This is a genomic window from Anaerolineales bacterium, from assembly GCA_019637755.1.
Taxonomy (GTDB): Bacteria; Chloroflexota; Anaerolineae; order Anaerolineales; family UBA11579; genus JAMCZK01.
Window position 1 is genome coordinate 166,119 of sequence record JAHBVC010000001.1, and the last position, 17,788, is coordinate 183,906.

At 59.0% G+C, this 17,788-nt stretch carries 16 protein-coding genes; 9 read left to right on the forward strand and 7 right to left on the reverse strand.

Translation table 11 applies throughout. The features are described 5' to 3' along the window. Positions 1-46: 46 nt before the first annotated feature. The 5 genes from treS to KF821_00935 all read right to left on the reverse strand — a co-directional run bounded on the left by treS (position 47) and on the right by KF821_00935 (position 7,097). Positions 47-1,675, reverse strand: a complete 1,629-nt coding sequence (treS, locus tag KF821_00915; protein ID MBX3004370.1) for a maltose alpha-D-glucosyltransferase — start codon at positions 1,673-1,675, stop codon at positions 47-49. A 301-nt stretch (positions 1,676-1,976) separates the two neighbouring features. Then, positions 1,977-3,164: a carbohydrate ABC transporter permease gene (locus KF821_00920; GenBank protein MBX3004371.1), complete on the reverse strand. Its 1,188-nt coding sequence runs from the start codon at positions 3,162-3,164 to the stop codon at positions 1,977-1,979. Between the two features lie 15 nt (positions 3,165-3,179). Beyond that, entirely contained in the window at positions 3,180-4,139 is a 960-nt protein-coding gene (locus tag KF821_00925; protein ID MBX3004372.1) for a sugar ABC transporter permease, read from the reverse strand. 86 nt (positions 4,140-4,225) lie between these two features. Further along, positions 4,226-5,569 (reverse strand): carbohydrate ABC transporter substrate-binding protein, encoded by a 1,344-nt coding sequence (locus KF821_00930; GenBank protein ID MBX3004373.1) that lies wholly within the window; start codon positions 5,567-5,569, stop codon positions 4,226-4,228. A gap of 229 nt (positions 5,570-5,798) precedes the next feature. After that, the gene (locus tag KF821_00935; GenBank protein ID MBX3004374.1) at positions 5,799-7,097 is read right to left on the reverse strand and encodes an HlyC/CorC family transporter; all 1,299 of its coding nucleotides are present in this window, start codon (positions 7,095-7,097) and stop codon (positions 5,799-5,801) included. Positions 7,098-7,369: 272 nt separating this feature from the next. Between KF821_00935 and KF821_00940 the strand changes: the two genes are divergently transcribed. After that, positions 7,370-8,527: a GGDEF domain-containing protein gene (locus KF821_00940; GenBank protein MBX3004375.1), complete on the forward strand. Its 1,158-nt coding sequence runs from the start codon at positions 7,370-7,372 to the stop codon at positions 8,525-8,527. Here KF821_00940 and KF821_00945 read toward each other — a convergent pair. Then, on the reverse strand, positions 8,503-9,483 hold the full coding sequence (locus KF821_00945) for a tyrosine-type recombinase/integrase (protein MBX3004376.1): 981 nt from the start codon (positions 9,481-9,483) through the stop codon (positions 8,503-8,505). The genes KF821_00940 and KF821_00945 overlap by 25 nt on opposite strands. A gap of 482 nt (positions 9,484-9,965) precedes the next feature. Here KF821_00945 and KF821_00950 point away from each other — a divergent pair, with 482 nt between their 5' ends. The 5 genes from KF821_00950 (at position 9,966) to KF821_00970 (ending at position 13,775) form a co-directional block, all read left to right on the forward strand. Next, positions 9,966-10,772, forward strand: a complete 807-nt coding sequence (locus KF821_00950; protein MBX3004377.1) for a sulfite exporter TauE/SafE family protein — start codon at positions 9,966-9,968, stop codon at positions 10,770-10,772. Between the two features lie 24 nt (positions 10,773-10,796). Next, positions 10,797-11,567, forward strand: coding sequence for a TerC family protein (locus tag KF821_00955; protein MBX3004378.1), 771 nt, complete (start codon positions 10,797-10,799; stop codon positions 11,565-11,567). Further along, on the forward strand, positions 11,567-12,256 hold the full coding sequence (locus KF821_00960; GenBank protein MBX3004379.1) for a 1-acyl-sn-glycerol-3-phosphate acyltransferase: 690 nt from the start codon (positions 11,567-11,569) through the stop codon (positions 12,254-12,256). Before KF821_00955 ends, KF821_00960 begins: the two co-directional genes overlap by 1 nt. 61 nt (positions 12,257-12,317) lie before the next feature. Beyond that, complete coding sequence (locus KF821_00965; GenBank protein MBX3004380.1) at positions 12,318-12,764, forward strand: carbon monoxide dehydrogenase subunit G; 447 nt, start codon at positions 12,318-12,320, stop codon at positions 12,762-12,764. Positions 12,765-12,776: 12 nt separating this feature from the next. Further along, positions 12,777-13,775 (forward strand): XdhC family protein, encoded by a 999-nt coding sequence (locus KF821_00970; protein MBX3004381.1) that lies wholly within the window; start codon positions 12,777-12,779, stop codon positions 13,773-13,775. 67 nt (positions 13,776-13,842) lie between these two features. On the opposite strand, the gene KF821_00975 is transcribed toward KF821_00970, so the two are convergent. Continuing rightward, positions 13,843-14,991, reverse strand: coding sequence for a thiolase domain-containing protein (locus tag KF821_00975; GenBank protein MBX3004382.1), 1,149 nt, complete (start codon positions 14,989-14,991; stop codon positions 13,843-13,845). A gap of 147 nt (positions 14,992-15,138) precedes the next feature. On the opposite strand from KF821_00975, the gene KF821_00980 reads away from it, so the two are divergent. From KF821_00980 to KF821_00990, 3 genes are read left to right on the forward strand one after another with little or no spacing between them, the layout of a single operon-like run. After that, on the forward strand, positions 15,139-16,014 hold the full coding sequence (locus KF821_00980; GenBank protein ID MBX3004383.1) for a xanthine dehydrogenase family protein subunit M: 876 nt from the start codon (positions 15,139-15,141) through the stop codon (positions 16,012-16,014). A gap of 4 nt (positions 16,015-16,018) precedes the next feature. Continuing rightward, a complete protein-coding gene (locus tag KF821_00985) occupies positions 16,019-16,507 on the forward strand; it encodes a (2Fe-2S)-binding protein (GenBank protein MBX3004384.1) in 489 nt (162 codons plus the stop codon). Further along, a complete protein-coding gene (locus tag KF821_00990) occupies positions 16,507-17,787 on the forward strand; it encodes an amidase (GenBank protein ID MBX3004385.1) in 1,281 nt (426 codons plus the stop codon). The genes KF821_00985 and KF821_00990 overlap by 1 nt, the downstream gene beginning before the upstream one ends. Position 17,788 lies beyond the last annotated feature (1 nt).

Below are 17,788 nucleotides of genomic sequence, written 5' to 3' on the forward strand. Positions count from 1 at the left end.
TAGTCCGCTGGTCAACGGCAATCGACTAATCGACTAGACAACGTTATTAAGCCAACCTCAGCCACTCGTAGCCATGTGCCGGCAAATGCAAATGCAGGCGGCCGTCTACCAGGTCGCCGGTGGCGCGGCCAGTGAACAAATTGGGCGGGGGGAAGAAAATATCACGCGGTGGCAACTCCACCCACAGGTCAATCGGCTCAGCACTGAGGTTATTCAGGATAAGTAGCTCCTCGCCCTCAAAGCGCCGGAAGTACGCGGCCACCTGGGTGGGGTGCGAGCTAGTGGCCCATTCAAAGTCACCCCAACCAAAGGCACGGTGCGTCTTGCGCACCGCGATCATGTTCTTCGTCATGTAATACAGCGAGGCCAGGTCTTTCATCTGGTCTGCTACGTTCACATGGGCAGGGTCGTAGGGCGCGGTGCTGATGACGGGCGAATAGGTGCTGGCGGCGGAGCTGAAGCCGGCCTGCGGGCTGGCGTCCCACTGCATCGGAGTGCGCACACCGTCGCGATCCTTGAGCCAGATGTCATCGCCCATGCCGATCTCGTCGCCGTAATACACGATCGGTGAGCCGGGCAGGGTGAACAGCAGCGAATTGGCCAGCACAATCTTGTGGAAGTCGTTATCCAGCAGCGGCGCCAGGCGGCGACGGATGCCTAGGTTGAGGCGCATGCGTGGCTCAGGGGCGTACTGCTGCCACATCCACTGGCGCTCCTCCTCGGTCACCATTTCCAAGGTGAGCTCATCGTGATTTCGTAGGAAGATACACCATTGCGCTTTCTCCGGGATCTGTGGTGTGCGCGCCAGAATCTCGCGTATCGGCGTGGTGTCTTGCTTGCGCAGCGCCATAAACAAGCGCGGCATCACCGGAAAATGAAAGGCCATGTGCATTTCATCGCCATCTTCACCGAAGTATTCGCGCACGTCCTCGGGCCACTGGTTGGCCTCAGAGAGCAAAATAGCTTCGGGCGAGTGCTGCTCTACGCCACGGCGTAATTGCTTGAGGTAGGCGTGCGTCTCAGGCAGGTTTTCGCAGTTGGTGCCCTCGCGCTCAAATAGGTAGGGGATCGCATCGCAGCGGAAGCCGTCAATGCCCATATCCAGCCAGAATTTGGCCACTGCCAGCATCGCCTGCTGCACTTCGGGATTGTCGTAGTTTAGATCCGGCTGCGAACTGTAAAAGCGGTGCCAGAAGAAGCGCTTGGCTTGCTCGTCCCAACTCCAATTGGATTTTTCGGTATCCAGGAAGATGATGCGCGTATCGCGGTACTTATCCTGTGCATCGCTCCACACATAATAGTCGTGTTTCGGGTGGTCTTTGCCCTGGCGGGCTTCCTGAAACCAGGGATGCTGATCGGAGGTGTGGTTCAGCACCAGATCGGCAATCACGCGGATGCCGCGGGCGTGCGCCTGGTCTACCAGCTCTTTGAAGTCCTGCAGAGTGCCATAATCCGTATGGATGTTATAAAAATCGGCGACATCGTAGCCATCGTCTTTGAGTGGGGAGGGGAACATGGGCAGCAGCCAGATGCAGTTGATACCCAGGTCTTGCAAATAATCGAGCTTCTCGATGACGCCGCGCAGATCACCGTGGCCATCGCCGTTGCTATCCTTGAAGGCGCGGATATAGAGTTCGTAGAAAATGGCGTCTTTGTACCACAGAGGAGTTTGCATGCCCTAGATTATTCCATGAGTTGGGTGGTTACGGCGAGTGTGGTTTGTGATTGACTGTTAGTTTTTGTAAGTCTGTTAGTCGATTTGTCGCAATCTTATTGCTTCGGTCGAGTTACTCCCCCGTCTTTGCGAGGGGCGCAGGCAAACGCACGCACGAAGCAAACTCCAACTGGGGATTGCTACGGGGCTGGTAGTTGCATCTTCATGCAACTACCAGCACTCCTCGCAAAGACGGCAGGCTAGACTTGCTTCGGTCGTTCGCTGCAGGCTGACAGCTGACCGCTAACAGCTAATCGCTGCATTAACCCTTCACCGCACCGGAGAGCAGGCCGCGGACGAAGAAGCGTTGGAAGCCAAAGAAAACCAGCATCGGCAGCAGCATCGAAAGGAACGCGGACGCCGTGAGCAGATGCCAGCCGCCGCCCAGCGATTGCACCAGGCCGTTGATCTGATAGGTCAGCACCGGCTGGCGGCCGGAGAGGAACACCAGCGCTACGAGCAGATCATTCCACACCCACAGGAACTGGAAGATGGCCAGCGACGCCAGCGCCGGCATAGAGAGTGGTAGCGCCAAGCGCGTGAAGGCGGTCCAATGGCTGGCGCCGTCCAGATAGGCGGACTCGAACAGATCGCGCGGCAGCGAGCCGATGAAGTTGCGCATCAGGAAGATGGCGTAGGGCAGGCCGAAGCCAGTGTGGAACAGCCAAACGCCCAGGAAACTGCTGCTGAGCCCCAACTGCTGGTACAGCTTGGATATCGGCACCAGGGTCATTTGCAACGGCACGATCTGCAAACCCACCAGCAGCGCAAACAGCCACATGCGCCCGGGGAAGTGCAGCCACGAGAAGGCATAGGCGGCCAGCGCAGCGAAGATCAGCGGCAGGATCGTAGCCGGAATGGTGACGATCAGCGTGTTCACAAACGCGCGCGCCATGCCGCGGCTGTTGCCAAGATCGCTGGCAAAGTCACAGGTCAAATCGGCCGATTGGGTGCCGGCGGCGCAGTCTTGCTCGTAGCTGGTGCGGCCGCGGTAGCCCACCAGCGCATCCACATAGTTGCTCAAAGTGAAGCGCGGGCGCGCTTCCACACCCGCAAAGCCGCGCAGCTGCGTCAGGATGTCAGCCAGTTGCTGGGCATCCGGGCGCTGGTCTTCGGGCACATGGATGCTGCCATCCGGCAGGGTGTTATCAAAGGTCGCAGCGAGCTGCACCGAGCGGCGAAACAGGGCCACATATTCGGGATTGCTGAAATCCGCCGCGGCAATTGCATCGCCAGCCGGGCCGTGGCAGCCGGCACAAAATTGGGTGTACTCTGCGCCCGCCTTGGGGGTCGAGAAGGCCGTCCACCATCCGCTGGTATTGGCATCTTGCACGGGGCGGAAGGAGGTGACCAGCAGGCCGAGGGTAGGCAGCAGCCAGGCGACGGCCATGGCAATCACCAGGACGTGCAATGGCAGGCTGGAGAGGAAACGTTTCATGCGTTCGCTCATACGCTATCGATGCGGCTAGCGCATCGCCTCCTGTTCACGGAAGCGCTTGATGTTGAGGATCATGAAGGGAATGATTGCCAGCACCAGCACCATCGCCACGGCGGTGCCGCGGCCAGTTTGCTGGTTGACGTACATCTCCGCATACATGCGGTTGGCGATCACATCGGTGCTGTAGTTGCCGCCCGTCATCACAAACACAATGTCGAAGATCTTGAGCGTATTGATCACCATGGTGGTGATCACGACGACGAGCGTTGGCAAGATCACCGGCACGGTGATCTTCCAAAAGGCGGTCCATTCCGTGGCGCCATCCATCCGCGCAGCCTCTAGCAGCTCCGAGGGCACACTTTTGATCCCCGCTGAGAGGATCACCATGCAGAAGCCGGCCCACATCCAGATGCCCACGACGATGAGCATAAAGGTATTGAGGGGGATGCGCGTCATGAACGAAATCGGCTCACCGCCCAGCCCGCGCACGATGGCGTTGAGTAGGCCGATCTGCGTTGCATCTGTGCCGAAGTGATAAACAAATTTCCAGATCACGCCAGCGCCCACGAACGAAATCGCCATGGGCAGAAAGATGATGGATTTAGCGAGTGACTCATACTTGACCTTATCAGCCAGCACAGCCATTAGCAAGCCCAGGCTCACCGCGCCGGTCACCAGGCCCAGGATCCACTTGAGATTATTGCCAAAGGAAGAGATCCAGAACGTGCGCCAGATAGTGGTGAGGCTGCTGGTATCCAACTCACTGGTGAGGGCATAGCGGTAATTCTCGAAAATGCCCCAGCAGGGGCGGCCCTCTACGCACAGGCTTGAGGCCCAACGCAGCGAATCTTTGTCCAGCAGGCTGAGGTAGAAGGTGTTAAAGGCAGGATAGACAATATAGATCAGGATAATGATGAGGGCTGGCGCCAGGTAAAGCCAGGGCGCCACGCGGCCTTGCCGCATGATGTTAGGGATGCGCTCGCTCACAAGGATCTCCTCCTCTCGCGTTGCCAAAAGAGCCCCAGGAGTTTGCTCGTGCGAGCGTGCTCCTGGGGCTCTTGGGTTACCTCGGGCTAGTTGCCTTGGTCAGCTGCCTGCGCATCCGCAGCGCCTGCCAGGGCGGCATCGATGCTGGAGGCACCGCTCACCACGTCCACGATGGCGCGCCATTCAGCGGAGCCAAAGCTGGGCTGAATGCTGTCGCCAATGTCCGGCGTGGCTGCGCTGGCGCCGGCCAGCACTTCCGCCAACGCCGCGTTGATCGGGTCAGCATAGTTGCCGGCCGAACCGCTGTTGGGGGAGAGGCCGAAGCCGGTAGCAGCCCAGTGGGCGCCACCCTCGGCGCTGGTCAGGTAGGCCACGATGGCGCGTACCGCCGGCGTGTCGGCAAAGGCCATCATCCAGTCCGCACCACCCTGAACGCCATCGGCGCCGGGGAAGTGGAAGAAGCTGAAGTCAGTGCCGAACTCAAGCTCGGGGTACTGCGCCGCAATGGCGCCGCCCGCAAAGCCAGACTGCTTGACCATCATCGCCTGCGGCGGGTCGCTGAACGGTTGCAGGATCGCATCGCTGAAGCTGGTGCTCAACGAGCCTTCCGCGCCACCCACGGCATAGGCCGGGTCAGTTGCCCAGCCGGCGTACACACCATACGCATCGGCCACGCCCGCATCGTTGTAGGCTACGCTGCCATCCAGGATGCCATTGACGTAAGCGCTGCCTTGCGTGGAGAGCAAGATGTCCTGAATGAAGTCGGAAGCCGTCCAGCCAGTGGCGTCACCGCTTTCGAAGCCCATGGCAAACGGTACGTTGCCATCGGCCACCATTTGATCGGCCAGGGCAACAAAGTCGGCCCAGGTGGTGGGCACGCTGTAGCCATTGGCGTCAAAGTTCACCGGGCTGTACCAAACGATCGACTTGGGGTCGGCCTTGACGGCCACGCCCAGCCAATTGCCATTGCCACTGGCCATCCAGGCCGGGGCATAGTTAGCGGCATCCGCGCCCAGAGTGTCCAGCGCGATCAGCTTGTCGCCATACGAACCGATCGGGCCGACCGTGGGCCAGAACACCAGGTCCCAGGCGTCACCCGATTCGATGCGGGTTTCCAGCAGCGCCTGATCACGTGAGGATTCGGGCACGATCGTCAGACCGCAGGCTTCCACGATCGGGGCGATGGCGGCGTTGAAGCTTTCTTCCTCAGCACCAGACCATTGATAGAGCAAAGTGACTTCGTCGCCGGGTTGGGCGCCGTAGCACATGTCCATCTCCGTGCCTTCATCGGTTGTGGGAGCTTCCGTGGCGCTGCTGGGCTCGCTAGGAGCCTCAGTGACCACCGGGTTGGGGCTGCCGCAGGCCGCCAAAACCAGGGCGAGCGCGGTAAGCAGGCCAAAGAGCTGCATCAAAGATTGGGAACGTTTCATAAAAGACTCTCCTTTGCAAAGAGTAAGTGATGAAAGGGATGTTGCGTGGTAAAGGCGATTCTTTTTGACCTCCAGCAAAGATTTTTGAAGCCCGGTAGGGGCGTCAAAGCAAGCGTGGGTCTCGCCGAAAAGGATACGTCTGAGTTAGTAAGTCGCGGCGAGAGTGAGCCGTGCAGGGGATCGGCCATACCAGCGACCCCACACTGTTGGCTGCAACTATGGTACTACGCTAAGGGGCAATGTCAAGCGCAGCGCCAGCGGGGGTGCGCTGCACGAGTAATTGGTCAATGCGCAAATTATCCATCTGGCGCACGGTGAAGATAAGACTCTTGTAGTGCACCACTTCGCCCACATGCGGGATGCGCCCGAGCTCCGCCATCACCAAGCCGGCGGCGGTGGAGTACACCTCATCCGGCTCGATCAGCACGCCAACCACATCGCTCAACTCATCCACCGGGGTGGCGCCGGCCACCAGCCAGGCACCTTTGCCCAGGGGGCTGATGTCGCCGCGGCTGATGTGGTACTCATCGTTGATCTCGCCCACGATCACTTCGAGCACGTCTTCCAGGGTGAGCAGGCCTGCCGTGCCGCCATGCTCATCCAGCACGATGGCCATATGGGAGCGTTCGGTGGTCAGGCGCTTGTAGACGTTTGGCAGGGTGGCGCTTTCGGGCACCAGGATCACTTGCCGGGCGATATCGCGCAGCTTGATCGTCGCATCCGCCCAGATCAGGTCTTTGATATGCGCATAGCCAATTACGTTATCGAGATTAGTTTCATATACCGGGAAGCGCGAAAAACCCCATTGCGCGGCCTGGTTCAACGCTTCGGGTGGGCTTACTTCTGCGTCCAGGGCGGCAATTTCGGTGCGGGCGGTCATCACATCGTGTGCCTGGCGATCGCCATACTCAAAGACTCCGCTAACGAACATCTCTTCGCTGCGCTGAAAAATGCCCTCGGCCGCACCTTGTTGCAACAACTGCTCGATCTCTTCGGAGCTGGTGCTGGGCACGCGCGCCGCGCCCGGCAGCAAGCGCAGGATGCCATCGGTGGAGATCGAGAGCAACTTCACCAGTGGGGAGGCGATGCGCCCCAGCCACTTCAAGGGCCGGTAAAGCCGCGTGGCCATGCGTTCCGGATTGCGCAGCGCCAGTTGCTTGGGCACCAGCTCACCCAGGATCAGCGTGAGGTAGGTGATGGTGAGCACCAGCAGCAGCAAGGCAAGCTGCTGCGCATACGGCTTGAGGATCGCGACCTGGGCCAGCCATTCGGCCAGTATCGGCGCGATCGAAGCGCCACCATAAGCGGAGGCAAGCGAGCCGATCAGACTGATGCCAACCTGCACCGTGGCCAGAATATGCCCGGGCTTCTCCTTGACCTTGATGACTTCGCCGGCGGCCTTGTCACCCTGATCAGAAAGGATCTTAAGGCGGTGCTTGCGAGCCGTGACCAAGGCCAGCTCCGCCGCGGCGAAGTAGCCGTTGATTAACACCAGGACAAAGATAACAATGATCTCAGTAGTAATCAAAAGGTATTGACTCCGTAAATGCGTATAGCCATTTGAGCATATTGTGAAAAATCACAAAACAATATACGATGATAGGATACCTTGATTCGCAGCCATTTATGAAATTATTGACGCAAGTCGCAGAATTCATTGATATTTTGCTGAACAGCCGCGAGCGCCGGGGGTGGCGCACACGTAAGTGGCTGGTTGCATTGTTGCCTTTGTATTTTTATTTCCCGATCCTACTTTTAGCCTATCGCTCAGTTGGCACAATTGCCTTGGTGCTGGCGCTGATGCCTAGCATCTTCTGGGGCATCTCGCTTGGGCCCAATCCCGGTAGTTTGGCATCCTTTTTGCTGATTGTTCCGCATTACTTCATGTTCCGCTTTGTGGGCGCCACACTGGATGAGCACGCCGTGCTGGAGATGTTGATCGCTCATACGGTCTTTGGCACGGTTACGTATTTCATTGCGAACGGGTTTCATTTACGCAAGAGTTTGGCGGAACAACTGGAGATGTCAGAGCGCGCCCAGGTGCGCTTTCGTGGCCTGTTCGACTGCACCAGCGATATGGTCTTTATCCTCGATCTGGATCTCAAGATTATCGATGCCAACGATCAGGCGCTGATCTTGCTGGGCTATCGCCGCCAGGAACTGCTGGGCAAGTCTTACCGAGATATCGTTGCCCCAGACGAGTATGGCGATCTGGAACGCCGTATCGATGCCACCACCAATACTGATCAGCGCCTGCCGGTGTATGAACGCACCTTTATCACCAAGGACGGCCAGCGCCTGATCGCCGAGATAGATGCCGGCCTGATCGCGGATACCCACGGCAGCCCGATGCATTACCAAGCCATCAGCCGGGATATCCGCTCGCGCAAAGCCGAAGAAACTGAGCTATATCACCGCGCCACGCATGACGAGTTGACCGGGCTATACAATCGCGCCTTGTTCTATACCGTGGCCTGGCGCGCCGTGGAACGCGTGAAGCGCAGCCTGCGCAAACTCGCGGTACTGTTCATTGACCTGGATGGCTTCAAAAAGATCAATGACAACTATGGCCATCACGCTGGCGATTTGATGCTAATCAAGGTGGCCCAACGGCTAGGGGAGGGCATCCGCACTACGGACACCCTGGCGCGCCTTGGCGGCGATGAGTTTGGCATCATCCTCGAAGATCTGAGTGCGCGTGAAGAAGCGCAGCATGTAGCCGACCTGCTAGTAGCCTCGCTCAGTGAGCCCTATGAGATCGAGGGTCAGATCATGAGGATTGGTGCCAGTTGTGGCATCAGCCTCTTCCCCGATGATGAGACCGATATCGATAAACTGGTGAGCTCAGCAGATATGCGTATGTACACCCTCAAGCGCGATAAGTATGCCAGCCGAGTAGCCGAGGCAGGCGTGGCGGCTGGCGCTCATCCGCATCACTCCGTTTCGAAAACTTCATAGAATCCCCGGTCCAGCTCGTCATCGCTCAGGTGGGCGTAGCGTTGCGTCACCTGGATGTTTTTGTGCCGGGCTAGCTCTTGCGCCATCTTCAGGTTTCCCGTACCGCGCAGCACCGTAGTGACAAAGTAGTGACGGAAACTGTGCGGCGTGATCGTGCCGGCCGCCTCTGGGCCAAGGGCAGCGGCCACATGCTGGGCGATGATGTTGCGCCCGGTGCTGGGCGTGATCGCCTTGACCTGCTTGTTACCGGCGCCTTTGTCGTGCCGGGCGAACACGGGCAGGCTGCCCAGTTGGCGCCCGCTGGCGCCGTCCAGGCTGCCACGCGCCTGCAGGTAGCTGCGGATCGCGCGCATGGCCCGCGTGGAGAAGCGTACGATAGCCTCACGGTTGCCTTTGCCGATCACGATGGCTTTGTTCTCCTGTAGTTGCATATCGCCACGGCGTAGGTTGCAGGCTTCGTGGATGCGCAGGCCGGTTTCGCCCAGGGTGAGGATGAGCGCCTTGTCACGCTGGTTGCGTAGCCGTTCCAGCTCATCGGCCGCGGGGTGTTGATCGAGCCCATCGGCATACTCGAGCATGCGTTCTATATCTTGGCGTGGAAACTGCGGCAGGCGCGGGCCGGGCCGCCGGCCGCGTTGGCGGATGAGCATGCGCACGCGTGGCAGGTTAGGCTCCGCCAGACGCTCAGCCACGAGGAACTCGTAGAAGCCCGCGGCGGCCTGTAGGCGCAGGCGCTCCGTGGCGGCAGACTTGTCTTTGGAGAAGGCGGCAAAATGCGCTACGGCTTCTTCGCCAAGTTGTTCTAAAGGCGCCTCGGCAGCAATGCCTTCCGCATTCAGGCAGGCCACGAAGGCTAGCATGGCCTTTTTATAGGTCATGGCAGTGTTGTGGGCGCGGGCCATCCGCACGCTATCCAGATAGCGATCAATGGCATCTTGAATAGTAATTTTGCTCATACGAAACCTCTGCAAAGTGTTTTGTAAAATGCTAGCCTTCAAAAAACGTGTTGCGTGCACCACAATCTAGCCAGGAAAGCACGGAAATATCTGTGTCAGGGCCACTTTTCTGGCGCATCCTTAGGGGATTATATTATTTGCGATAATAATACTTATCGAAATCATAAGCGGGAAGGGAGCAATTGTCAAGTCCCCTACTGCTGACTACTTCTGCACGGATGAGCCATAAATCGTTAGCTTAGGCCGACTATATAAAAAAATGGCACGAGTTTTTTATAATTGTCATGCGCTGCCCCACTGAACCAACTTGGAGAGAGAGAATGAAAGAGCTAAAGCAAATTTTGGTGATCGCCGCTGGCACCTGCTTAGGGCAAACTCTATTTGTCCTGCTGGCTTGGCTGGCAATATCGCTGCTCGGCCTGAGCCTGTCTTCACTTTTCCGCTAGCTGTTTCGCACACGCGTGGGCATATAATCTTCGCTCATGATCCTTTTAGCAAAGTACTTACTGCTACTGCTCACCGGCATCGCCGCCGGAGTTATCAATACGCTGGCGGGGAGCGGCTCATTGCTCACCCTGCCGGCACTGATATTTCTCGGCCTGCCCGCCAATGTAGCCAATGGCACCAACCGGGTGGGGGTGGTGCTGCAGAACCTGGTGGCTGGCATCAGCTTCCAGCGCAGCGGCTCGCTTGACCTACGCGGCGCGTTGTGGCTAAGCATCCCTGGGGTGCTGGGCGCACTACTGGGCGCCCAGATTGCCGTGAACCTGGATGAGGCGCTGATGCAGCGCGTGATCGGCATAGTCATGGTGCTGATGCTGCTGGTGATGCTGCTGCGCCCCGAGCGTTGGCTGCAAGGTACTCTGCAAAGCCTGCCGGCGCACGGCTTCTCGTTATGGCAAGCCCTCAGCCTGTTTGTCATCGGCATCTACGGCGGCTTCATCCAAGCCGGGGTTGGCATATTTCTGCTGGCGGCCCTGGTGCTCTCGGTGGGCTACGACCTGGTGCGCGCCAACGCGGTGAAGATCGTGGTGATCTTAGCCTTCACCCTGGTATCGCTAGTGGTGTTTGCCCACAACGCCCAGGTGGAGTGGACCGCGGGCTTGGTGCTGGGCGCGGGCAGCATGCTAGGGGCGCGCTGGGGCGCCCGCATGGCAGCAGCCAAAGGCGCCGCCTGGGTGCGCTGGGTGGTGCTGGCCACGGTGGCCCTTTCGGCCGCGTACCTGCTCTTGCCGCTGGGCAGTATCGCCGCCTGGATTGCCGGCCTGTTCGCCAGCGCAGCCAGTTAGCTTTGGCCTTATAATTTTTCGACTATGGAATGGCTAACAACTCCCGAAGCCTGGGTAGCCTTGCTGACGCTCACCGTCCTTGAAATTGTGCTCGGCATTGACAACCTGGTCTTCATCACGATTCTGGCAACAAAACTCCCCAAAGAGCAGCAGCTCAACGCAGAGCGCCTGGGCCTTGGCCTGGCGATGTTCATGCGCATCGGCCTGTTGCTCTCCATCTCTTGGATCATCGGGCTCACCGCGCCGCTGTTCACGATTGCCGGCTTCACCATCTCGGGCCGCGATCTGATCCTGCTGGTTGGCGGTCTATTCCTCATCGCCAAGAGCACCTTTGAGATCCATGACAAACTCGAAGGCGAAGAGGAGCATCACACCGCGGGCGGCCGCAGCAAGGTCAGCTTCTCCAGCGTGGTCTTGCAGATCGTCTTGCTGGACGCGGTATTTTCCATCGATTCAGTCATCACGGCAGTAGGCCTGGCCGAATCAGTCTATGTAATGATCACCGCGGTGGTGATTGCGGTGATCGTGATGGCGCTGACCGTGGGCTTCATCAGTGACTTTGTGCAAGAGCACCCCACGATCAAGATCCTGGCGCTGTCCTTCCTGATCCTGATCGGCTTCTCCCTGTTGGTTGAAGGGTTGCACCAACACATTCCGAAGGGCTACATCTACTTCGCCATGGGCTTCTCGATCTTCGTGGAGTTCCTCAACCTGCGCCTGCGTTCACGCAAGGAGGCACCGGTTAAGTTGCGTGCTACCCCTAAGGCTGCGCGCAAGAAGAAATCTGCTGCCTGATGTGGAAATCGATCAAGTTTCATTTTGTTCGCAGCATCATCGTGTCGGCGCTGCGTTTGCTGACCAAAACTCAGCTTCAGAATCTCGATCGCATTAACCAGAGCGAAGGCGGCAAGGCGATTGTGGCTGCCAATCACCTGGGCATGCTGGACGCGGCCTACGCCTTCCGCATGGTCAAGCGTACCGACCTGATCATGGTGGTGGCCGAGAAGTATCGCAAGTACGGCTTCTTCCGCTGGCTGGTCAAGACGCTCAATCTGCTGTGGCTCGAGCGTTTCGAAGCTGATTTTGGCACGCTGAAAGAGACGCTGCGCCGGCTCGAACGCGGCGGCATTCTCTTCATCGCGCCTGAGGGTACACGCAGCAAGACGGAGGCATTGCAGCAAGCCAAGCCTGGCGTGGCTTACCTGGCCGCTAAGAGCGGCGCCCCGGTGATCCCCGTAGCGCTTTGGGGCACGGAGGACCGCGTGGTGGGCGAAAATATCAAGGCCTTCAAACGCTCACAGATTGTGTTAAGCGTGGGCAAGCCCTTCATCCTGCCGCCCCTCCCCAAAGAGAACCGCGCTCAGTTCCTTGAAGCACAAACCAATGAGATCATGGCGCAAATTGCTGCCCTGCTACCCGAGAAATACCGTGGTGTTTACGCAAACTCGCCGCGGGTAGCTGAGCTACTTAAAGAAATTGCTTAGCTTTTTCGCCTATTGGCGGATTTGGCTATGCGCATTAAGGTTATGTCAAGGAGTTGTTTGAATGAATGTCACTGGTTCCACAACCATTGCTGCTCCGCAAAAAAAAGTATTCCAATACCTCACCAACCCTGAGTTTGTATCTAAGTGTGCCCCTGGCCTTGAAAAGCTCGAAGTCATTGAGGAAGGCAAGAAGTTCAAGGGCACGGTTTCTGTGGGCTTGGGCAACCTAAAAGTGCGCTTTAGCGGCGATCTCGAATTCACCGAGATCGTTGCCCCCAACAAGGCCACGCTAAAAGCACATGGCGCCGCCCCCGGCAGCGCGGTGGATGCCACGGCCACCATGCTACTGAGCGATGCGGGCGATGGCGTGACCAAGCTAGATTGGAGCGCAGACATCAGCGTTTTGGGTACCATTGCTGCCCTGGCTTCACGCATGATGGGCAGTGTGACCCAAAAGCTGAGCGGCGAGTTCTTCGACTGCGCCAAGAAGCAAATCGAAGCCAGCTAAACGGAGACACCTGTGCGCGAACTTCTGCCGGACCTTGAGCACTGGCTTGCCAAGGGCGAGCGGGTGGCGCTGTGCACCGTGATCTCTACGTGGGGCTCGGCGCCGCGCCAAGCGGGCGCAGTGATGGCCGTAAGCGAAAGCGGCGGCCTGGTCGGCTCAGTAAGCGGCGGCTGTGTTGAAGGCGCGGTACTCACCGCATCCAAACAAATCATCCAATCTGGAAAACCTGAGCTGCTGCACTTTGGCGTGCAGGATGACACCGCCTGGGAAGTGGGCCTGGCCTGCGGCGGCGAGATTGACGTCTTTGTGCAGCCGCTGGATTCTGCGTTGTTTGCTGAACTATTGCCACGGCTGAAGGCTGACCAGGCCATGACGCTCAGCACGGTCATCTCCGGGCCGAATGCGGGTGGCCAGACGCTTGTGGACGATAGCGGCGCGGTATTGGCAGAGCACGGGATGGCACCCCACCCACAGACTGCGCGGGTGGCCGCACTAAGCTCCAGTGCAGACGGAGATGTGTTCCACAACCCGCTAGCTGCCTCCCCCACTTTGCTCATCATCGGCGCCTCGCATGTCACCGCGGCGTTGGTCAATATTGCTCATTTGATGGAATTCCGCGCCATTGTGATCGACCCGCGCAAAGCCTTCATGACTGAAGAGCGTTTTGCGCATGCCCACAAGCTGGTAGCGGTGTGGCCGCAGGCCGCCTTTGAGGAGCTGGGCATTACCAGCACAACGGCCATCGCCTGCTTGAGCCACGACCCCAAGATCGATGAGCCCGCCTTGATACAAGCGTTGCGCAGCCCGGCATTCTATGTGGGCGCGTTGGGCAGCCGCCGCGTGCAGGTACAACGCCGCGAGCGCCTGCTGGCAGCGGGCTTGACTGAACAAGAACTGGAACGCCTGCACGCTCCGATCGGGCTTGCCATTGGCGCCAAGACGCCAGAAGAGATTGCGCTCTCGATAATGGGAGAGATTATTAGGGAGTATAGGACTGACAGTACAAAGTAATCAGTAATCAGGATAGCAGATTGAATGCAGCTTGCGCTCCTGCTCACCAATCACTAATCCCTGCTCACTAGTCTCCACTTCCCAAAATATGCGTAGCCACCGTGGAGGCTACGCCACCAATCGATTGCATCATGCCCACCTTGGCTTTGCGCACTTGGTTCTTGCCGGCCTGCCCGGTAAGCTGCAGGAATAGTTCACAGGTTTGATACAGCGCAGAGGCGCCCACCGGATGGCCGCGGGCTTTCAGGCCGCCAAAAGTGGTGATGGGCAAGGTGCCCTTCAGGCCAATCTTATTCTCGTGAGCAAACTTCCAGCCGCGGCCGGGGGCAGCAAAGCCCGTCGCTTCTAGCTGCAAGGCTGACATGATGGTGAAGGCATCATGCACTTCGAAGACGTTGATGTCTTCCTGGGTCAGCCCTGCCATGCCGTAAGCCTTCTTGGCGGATATCTCGGCGGCGCGCAGTTGCAGCGGGCTGGGACGATCCTCCAGGCGAAAATAATCTGTAGCGATGGCTGACCCCAGGATGCGCACAGAGCGCTTGGCATATTCAGCCGCCTGCTCGGTTGGCACCAGCACCACCGCTGCCGCCCCATCGCAGATAGGCGCGCTATCGTATAAGCGCAGCGGCGGGTAGATCACACGCGAGCCACGCACCTGCGCGGCGGAGACCGTCTTGCGGAACATGGCGTAGGGATTGGTCTTTGAATTCTTATGGGCATTGACAGAAAAATTAGTGAAGCCGCCACGCGGCACCTTGTTGCGCTCCATATACATACGCATCAACTCAGCGTTGCGGTTGATCATATTTGCGCCCAGCGGCACTTCTAGCTTGGCATCCAGCGCTTTGGCCAGGGCCGGTACAGCGCTGCTATCGCTCATTTTCTCAGCGCCAACGGCCACGGCCGCATCCACCTCGCCGCTGGCTACGGCTAGATAAGCTACGCGCAGCGCGGCGGCCCCGCCTGCGGTGGCAGCGCCCACACGCATGGCTTCGATGCCGTGCAAGCCAGCCTCATCAGCAAAGAGTGCGCCCAGGTGCTTCTGGTTCTGCAACTCATCGGCCAGCATGTTGCCAACATACAAGGCCTGGATGCGCGCCACTCCGGCGTTGTTCATCGCCTCACGGATGACCGTGGCGGCCATATGGCTGAGCGAATCGGGGTTGGCCTTCACCACCGGCAGTTGAGCAATAGCGACGATACTTACGGGTCTCATGGTGAGCCCATGATGACAAAGATTAGGCAATACAGCAAGGGACAAACGTACCTTGGCAGGCTGTGACGATAGAGAAGTTTTGCAGTTTGTAGTACGATTAAAGTTCCACTCGTATCCAAACTTTTTTGAGAATGGTGAAAGAAACGCATGAAACCGGCTCCGTTTGAGTACCATGCACCCACCTCTCTGGACGCGGCGCTTGCACTCAAAGCCGAGCACGGAGACGAGGGGAAGCCGCTGGCGGGCGGGCAGAGCCTGATTCCCGCCATGAACTTCCGTGTGGCCCAGCCCACCCTGTTGATCGACCTTAATCACATTCCCGAGTTGCGCCATATCAGCAAGCCCAACGGCGCGGTGCATGTAGGCAGCATGACGCTGCAATCCACGGCCGAGCGCGATGGGCTGATTGCTGAACATGTGCCTCTGCTGCATGAAGCCATTCCCAACATTGCCCATCCGCAGATCCGCAACCGTGGGACCATTGGCGGCAGCCTAGCCCACGCCGACCCTGCTTCCGAGCTGCCCGTGGTGGCCTTGGCGCTCGGCGCCAAGTTCCGGGCGCAGAGCAGCCAGGGTGAGCGCTGGATCGAAGCCAAGGACTTCTTTGCCGGCCTCTTCGCCACGGCACTGCAACCCGACGAGCTGCTTGTGGAGATCGCCTTCCCTACCAAGACGACGCGCACTGGCTACTGCTTCACGGAGGTAGCGCGCCGCCATGGTGATTACGCCATGGCCGGCCTGGCCGCCATCGTAGAGCTGGATGGGGACGACACGATTGCTGCCGCCAAGTTGGTGTACCTAAACGTTGGCGATGGCCCAGTAGACGCGTCCGGCGCGGCGGCCAGCCTGATTGGCAAACGTGCAGAGGCAGCCGCATTCAAAGAGGCTGGCCGCATTGCTAGCCAAGACGATATGCACCCCTTTGGCAATGTGCACGCCACGCCGGAATACCAGCGCCATCTTTCGGCGGTACTAACCGAGCGTGCGCTGGCCAGCGCCACCCAGCGAGCAAAGGCAGCTTAAGCGCATGACCAATACCTACCCAATTTCTGTCACCATCAATGGCAAGAGGCTCGAGAAGAACGTAGAGCCGCGCATGCTGCTGGCTGACTTCATTCGTCACGAGGCCGGGCTAACCGGTACCCACGTGGGCTGCGAACACGGGGTGTGCGGCGCGTGCACGGTGCTGTTTGACGGCAAGCCGGTGCGCAGTTGCATTATGTTGGCTGTGCAAGCCAATGGCCACGAGCTCACCACGGTAGAGGGACTGGCTGAAAGTGAAGACAAGCTGCACCCTATTCAAAATGCTTTCTGGGAAGCGCATGGTTTGCAATGTGGCTTCTGCACACCAGGCATCTTGATGACCCTGGTGCCTTTTCTGGAAGAAAACAAGAACCCCAACGAGGCTGAAGTGCGCGAAGCCATCTCTGGCAATTTGTGCCGCTGCACGGGCTATCAGCACATTGTGGATGCCACCCTGCTGGCCGCCAAGAAGCTCAACGAGGTGGCGGAGTAATGGCCAAGCAAAAAGTTTCGTCGCAGGCGGTAAGCACACAGCTGAACGCGCGGCTGGATGACTTTGAAGCGCTATTTGCCAGCCGTGAGCCGCGCGTTCACGCTTTCGTACGTGAAGAGAACCGGTTTAAACGCCTGCGCAGTGAAGCACGCCACTTGGCCAACAAGTTTGCATCTCCAGAGAAACGCCCGGCCTTGTTCGGCCTGCTGCTCGGCGTCAAGGATATTTTTCATGTAGATGGTTTTGCTACGCGAGCGGGCAGCCATCTGCCGCCGCGTGCATTGCAGGGCAAAGAGTCTGCTGCGGTGAGCGCGCTAAAAAAAGCTGGCGCGTTGGTAGCCGGCAAGACGGTGACTACTGAGTTTGCATACTTCACCCCTGGGCCAACACGCAACCCGCACAATCCGGACCACACGCCGGGTGGCAGCAGCAGCGGCTCGGCCGCCGCGGTAGCCGCCGGCCTGGTGGACGTAGCCCTAGGTACGCAGACAATTGGCTCCGTCATTCGCCCGGCTTCGTTCTGCGGCGTGGTGGGCTATAAGCCCAGCCACGGCCGCATCTCAGCCGAGGGTGTGATCCCCCTGGCGCGCTCGCTGGACCATGTAGGCGTGTTCGCTCAGACGGTTGAACTGGTGCACGACACCGCCACGGTTCTGCTCAACGAGTACCTGCCAGTTACGCTGGCAGACAAACCCAGCATTGCCATCCCGGCTGGTGAGTATCTAGCCCACGCATCCAAAGACATGCTCGAGCATCTGGATAGCGTGGCCGAGCGTTTACGCCAGGCAGGTTATCACGTCAAGCGCGTGCGTGCCTTGAATGATTTTGCCAGCATTGTACAACGCCACCGTCTGATCTTGGCGGCGGAAGCGGTGCAAACCCATGCGCACTGGTTTGCCCGCTACGCGCATCTCTACAGCCCCAAGCTGGCTGAGCTGGTACGCGAAGGCCTGAGCATCCGTGCTGCTGAGCTTGACGATGCGCTCGAGGCGGCCCGCGGGCTGCGCCACGATCTGGGCGCGCTGATGAACATTCACGGCTTCCAACTGTGGCTGGCTCCTTCCGCAGTGGATGCAGCGCCCGCTGGGCTGGCCAGCACAGGCGACCCGGTGATGAACCTGCCGTGGACGCAAGCCGGCATGCCAGCCCTGGGGCTGCCGACCGGCTGGAACGCAGACGGCTTGCCGCTGGGTACGCAGCTGATTGGTGCCTATGGCGAAGACGAGCAACTGCTGGCCTGGGGCGAGGACATCGAAGCCGCCCTGGCAGAGAGCAAGTGAG

Coding starts and splice junctions, on each gene's coding strand:
- KF821_00940 (MBX3004375.1), top strand. CDS start 7,370: ATGCCTAGCATCTTCTGGGGCATCTCGCTTGGGCCCAATCCCGGTAGT.
- KF821_00965 (MBX3004380.1), top strand. CDS start 12,318: ATGAATGTCACTGGTTCCACAACCATTGCTGCTCCGCAAAAAAAAGTA.
- KF821_00975 (MBX3004382.1), bottom strand. CDS start 14,991: ATGAGACCCGTAAGTATCGTCGCTATTGCTCAACTGCCGGTGGTGAAG.
- KF821_00955 (MBX3004378.1), top strand. CDS start 10,797: ATGGAATGGCTAACAACTCCCGAAGCCTGGGTAGCCTTGCTGACGCTC.
- KF821_00930 (MBX3004373.1), bottom strand. CDS start 5,569: ATGAAACGTTCCCAATCTTTGATGCAGCTCTTTGGCCTGCTTACCGCG.
- KF821_00985 (MBX3004384.1), top strand. CDS start 16,019: ATGACCAATACCTACCCAATTTCTGTCACCATCAATGGCAAGAGGCTC.
- KF821_00990 (MBX3004385.1), top strand. CDS start 16,507: ATGGCCAAGCAAAAAGTTTCGTCGCAGGCGGTAAGCACACAGCTGAAC.
- KF821_00980 (MBX3004383.1), top strand. CDS start 15,139: ATGAAACCGGCTCCGTTTGAGTACCATGCACCCACCTCTCTGGACGCG.
- treS (MBX3004370.1), bottom strand. CDS start 1,675: ATGCAAACTCCTCTGTGGTACAAAGACGCCATTTTCTACGAACTCTAT.
- KF821_00945 (MBX3004376.1), bottom strand. CDS start 9,483: ATGAGCAAAATTACTATTCAAGATGCCATTGATCGCTATCTGGATAGC.
- KF821_00950 (MBX3004377.1), top strand. CDS start 9,966: ATGATCCTTTTAGCAAAGTACTTACTGCTACTGCTCACCGGCATCGCC.
- KF821_00920 (MBX3004371.1), bottom strand. CDS start 3,164: ATGAGCGAACGCATGAAACGTTTCCTCTCCAGCCTGCCATTGCACGTC.
- KF821_00960 (MBX3004379.1), top strand. CDS start 11,567: ATGTGGAAATCGATCAAGTTTCATTTTGTTCGCAGCATCATCGTGTCG.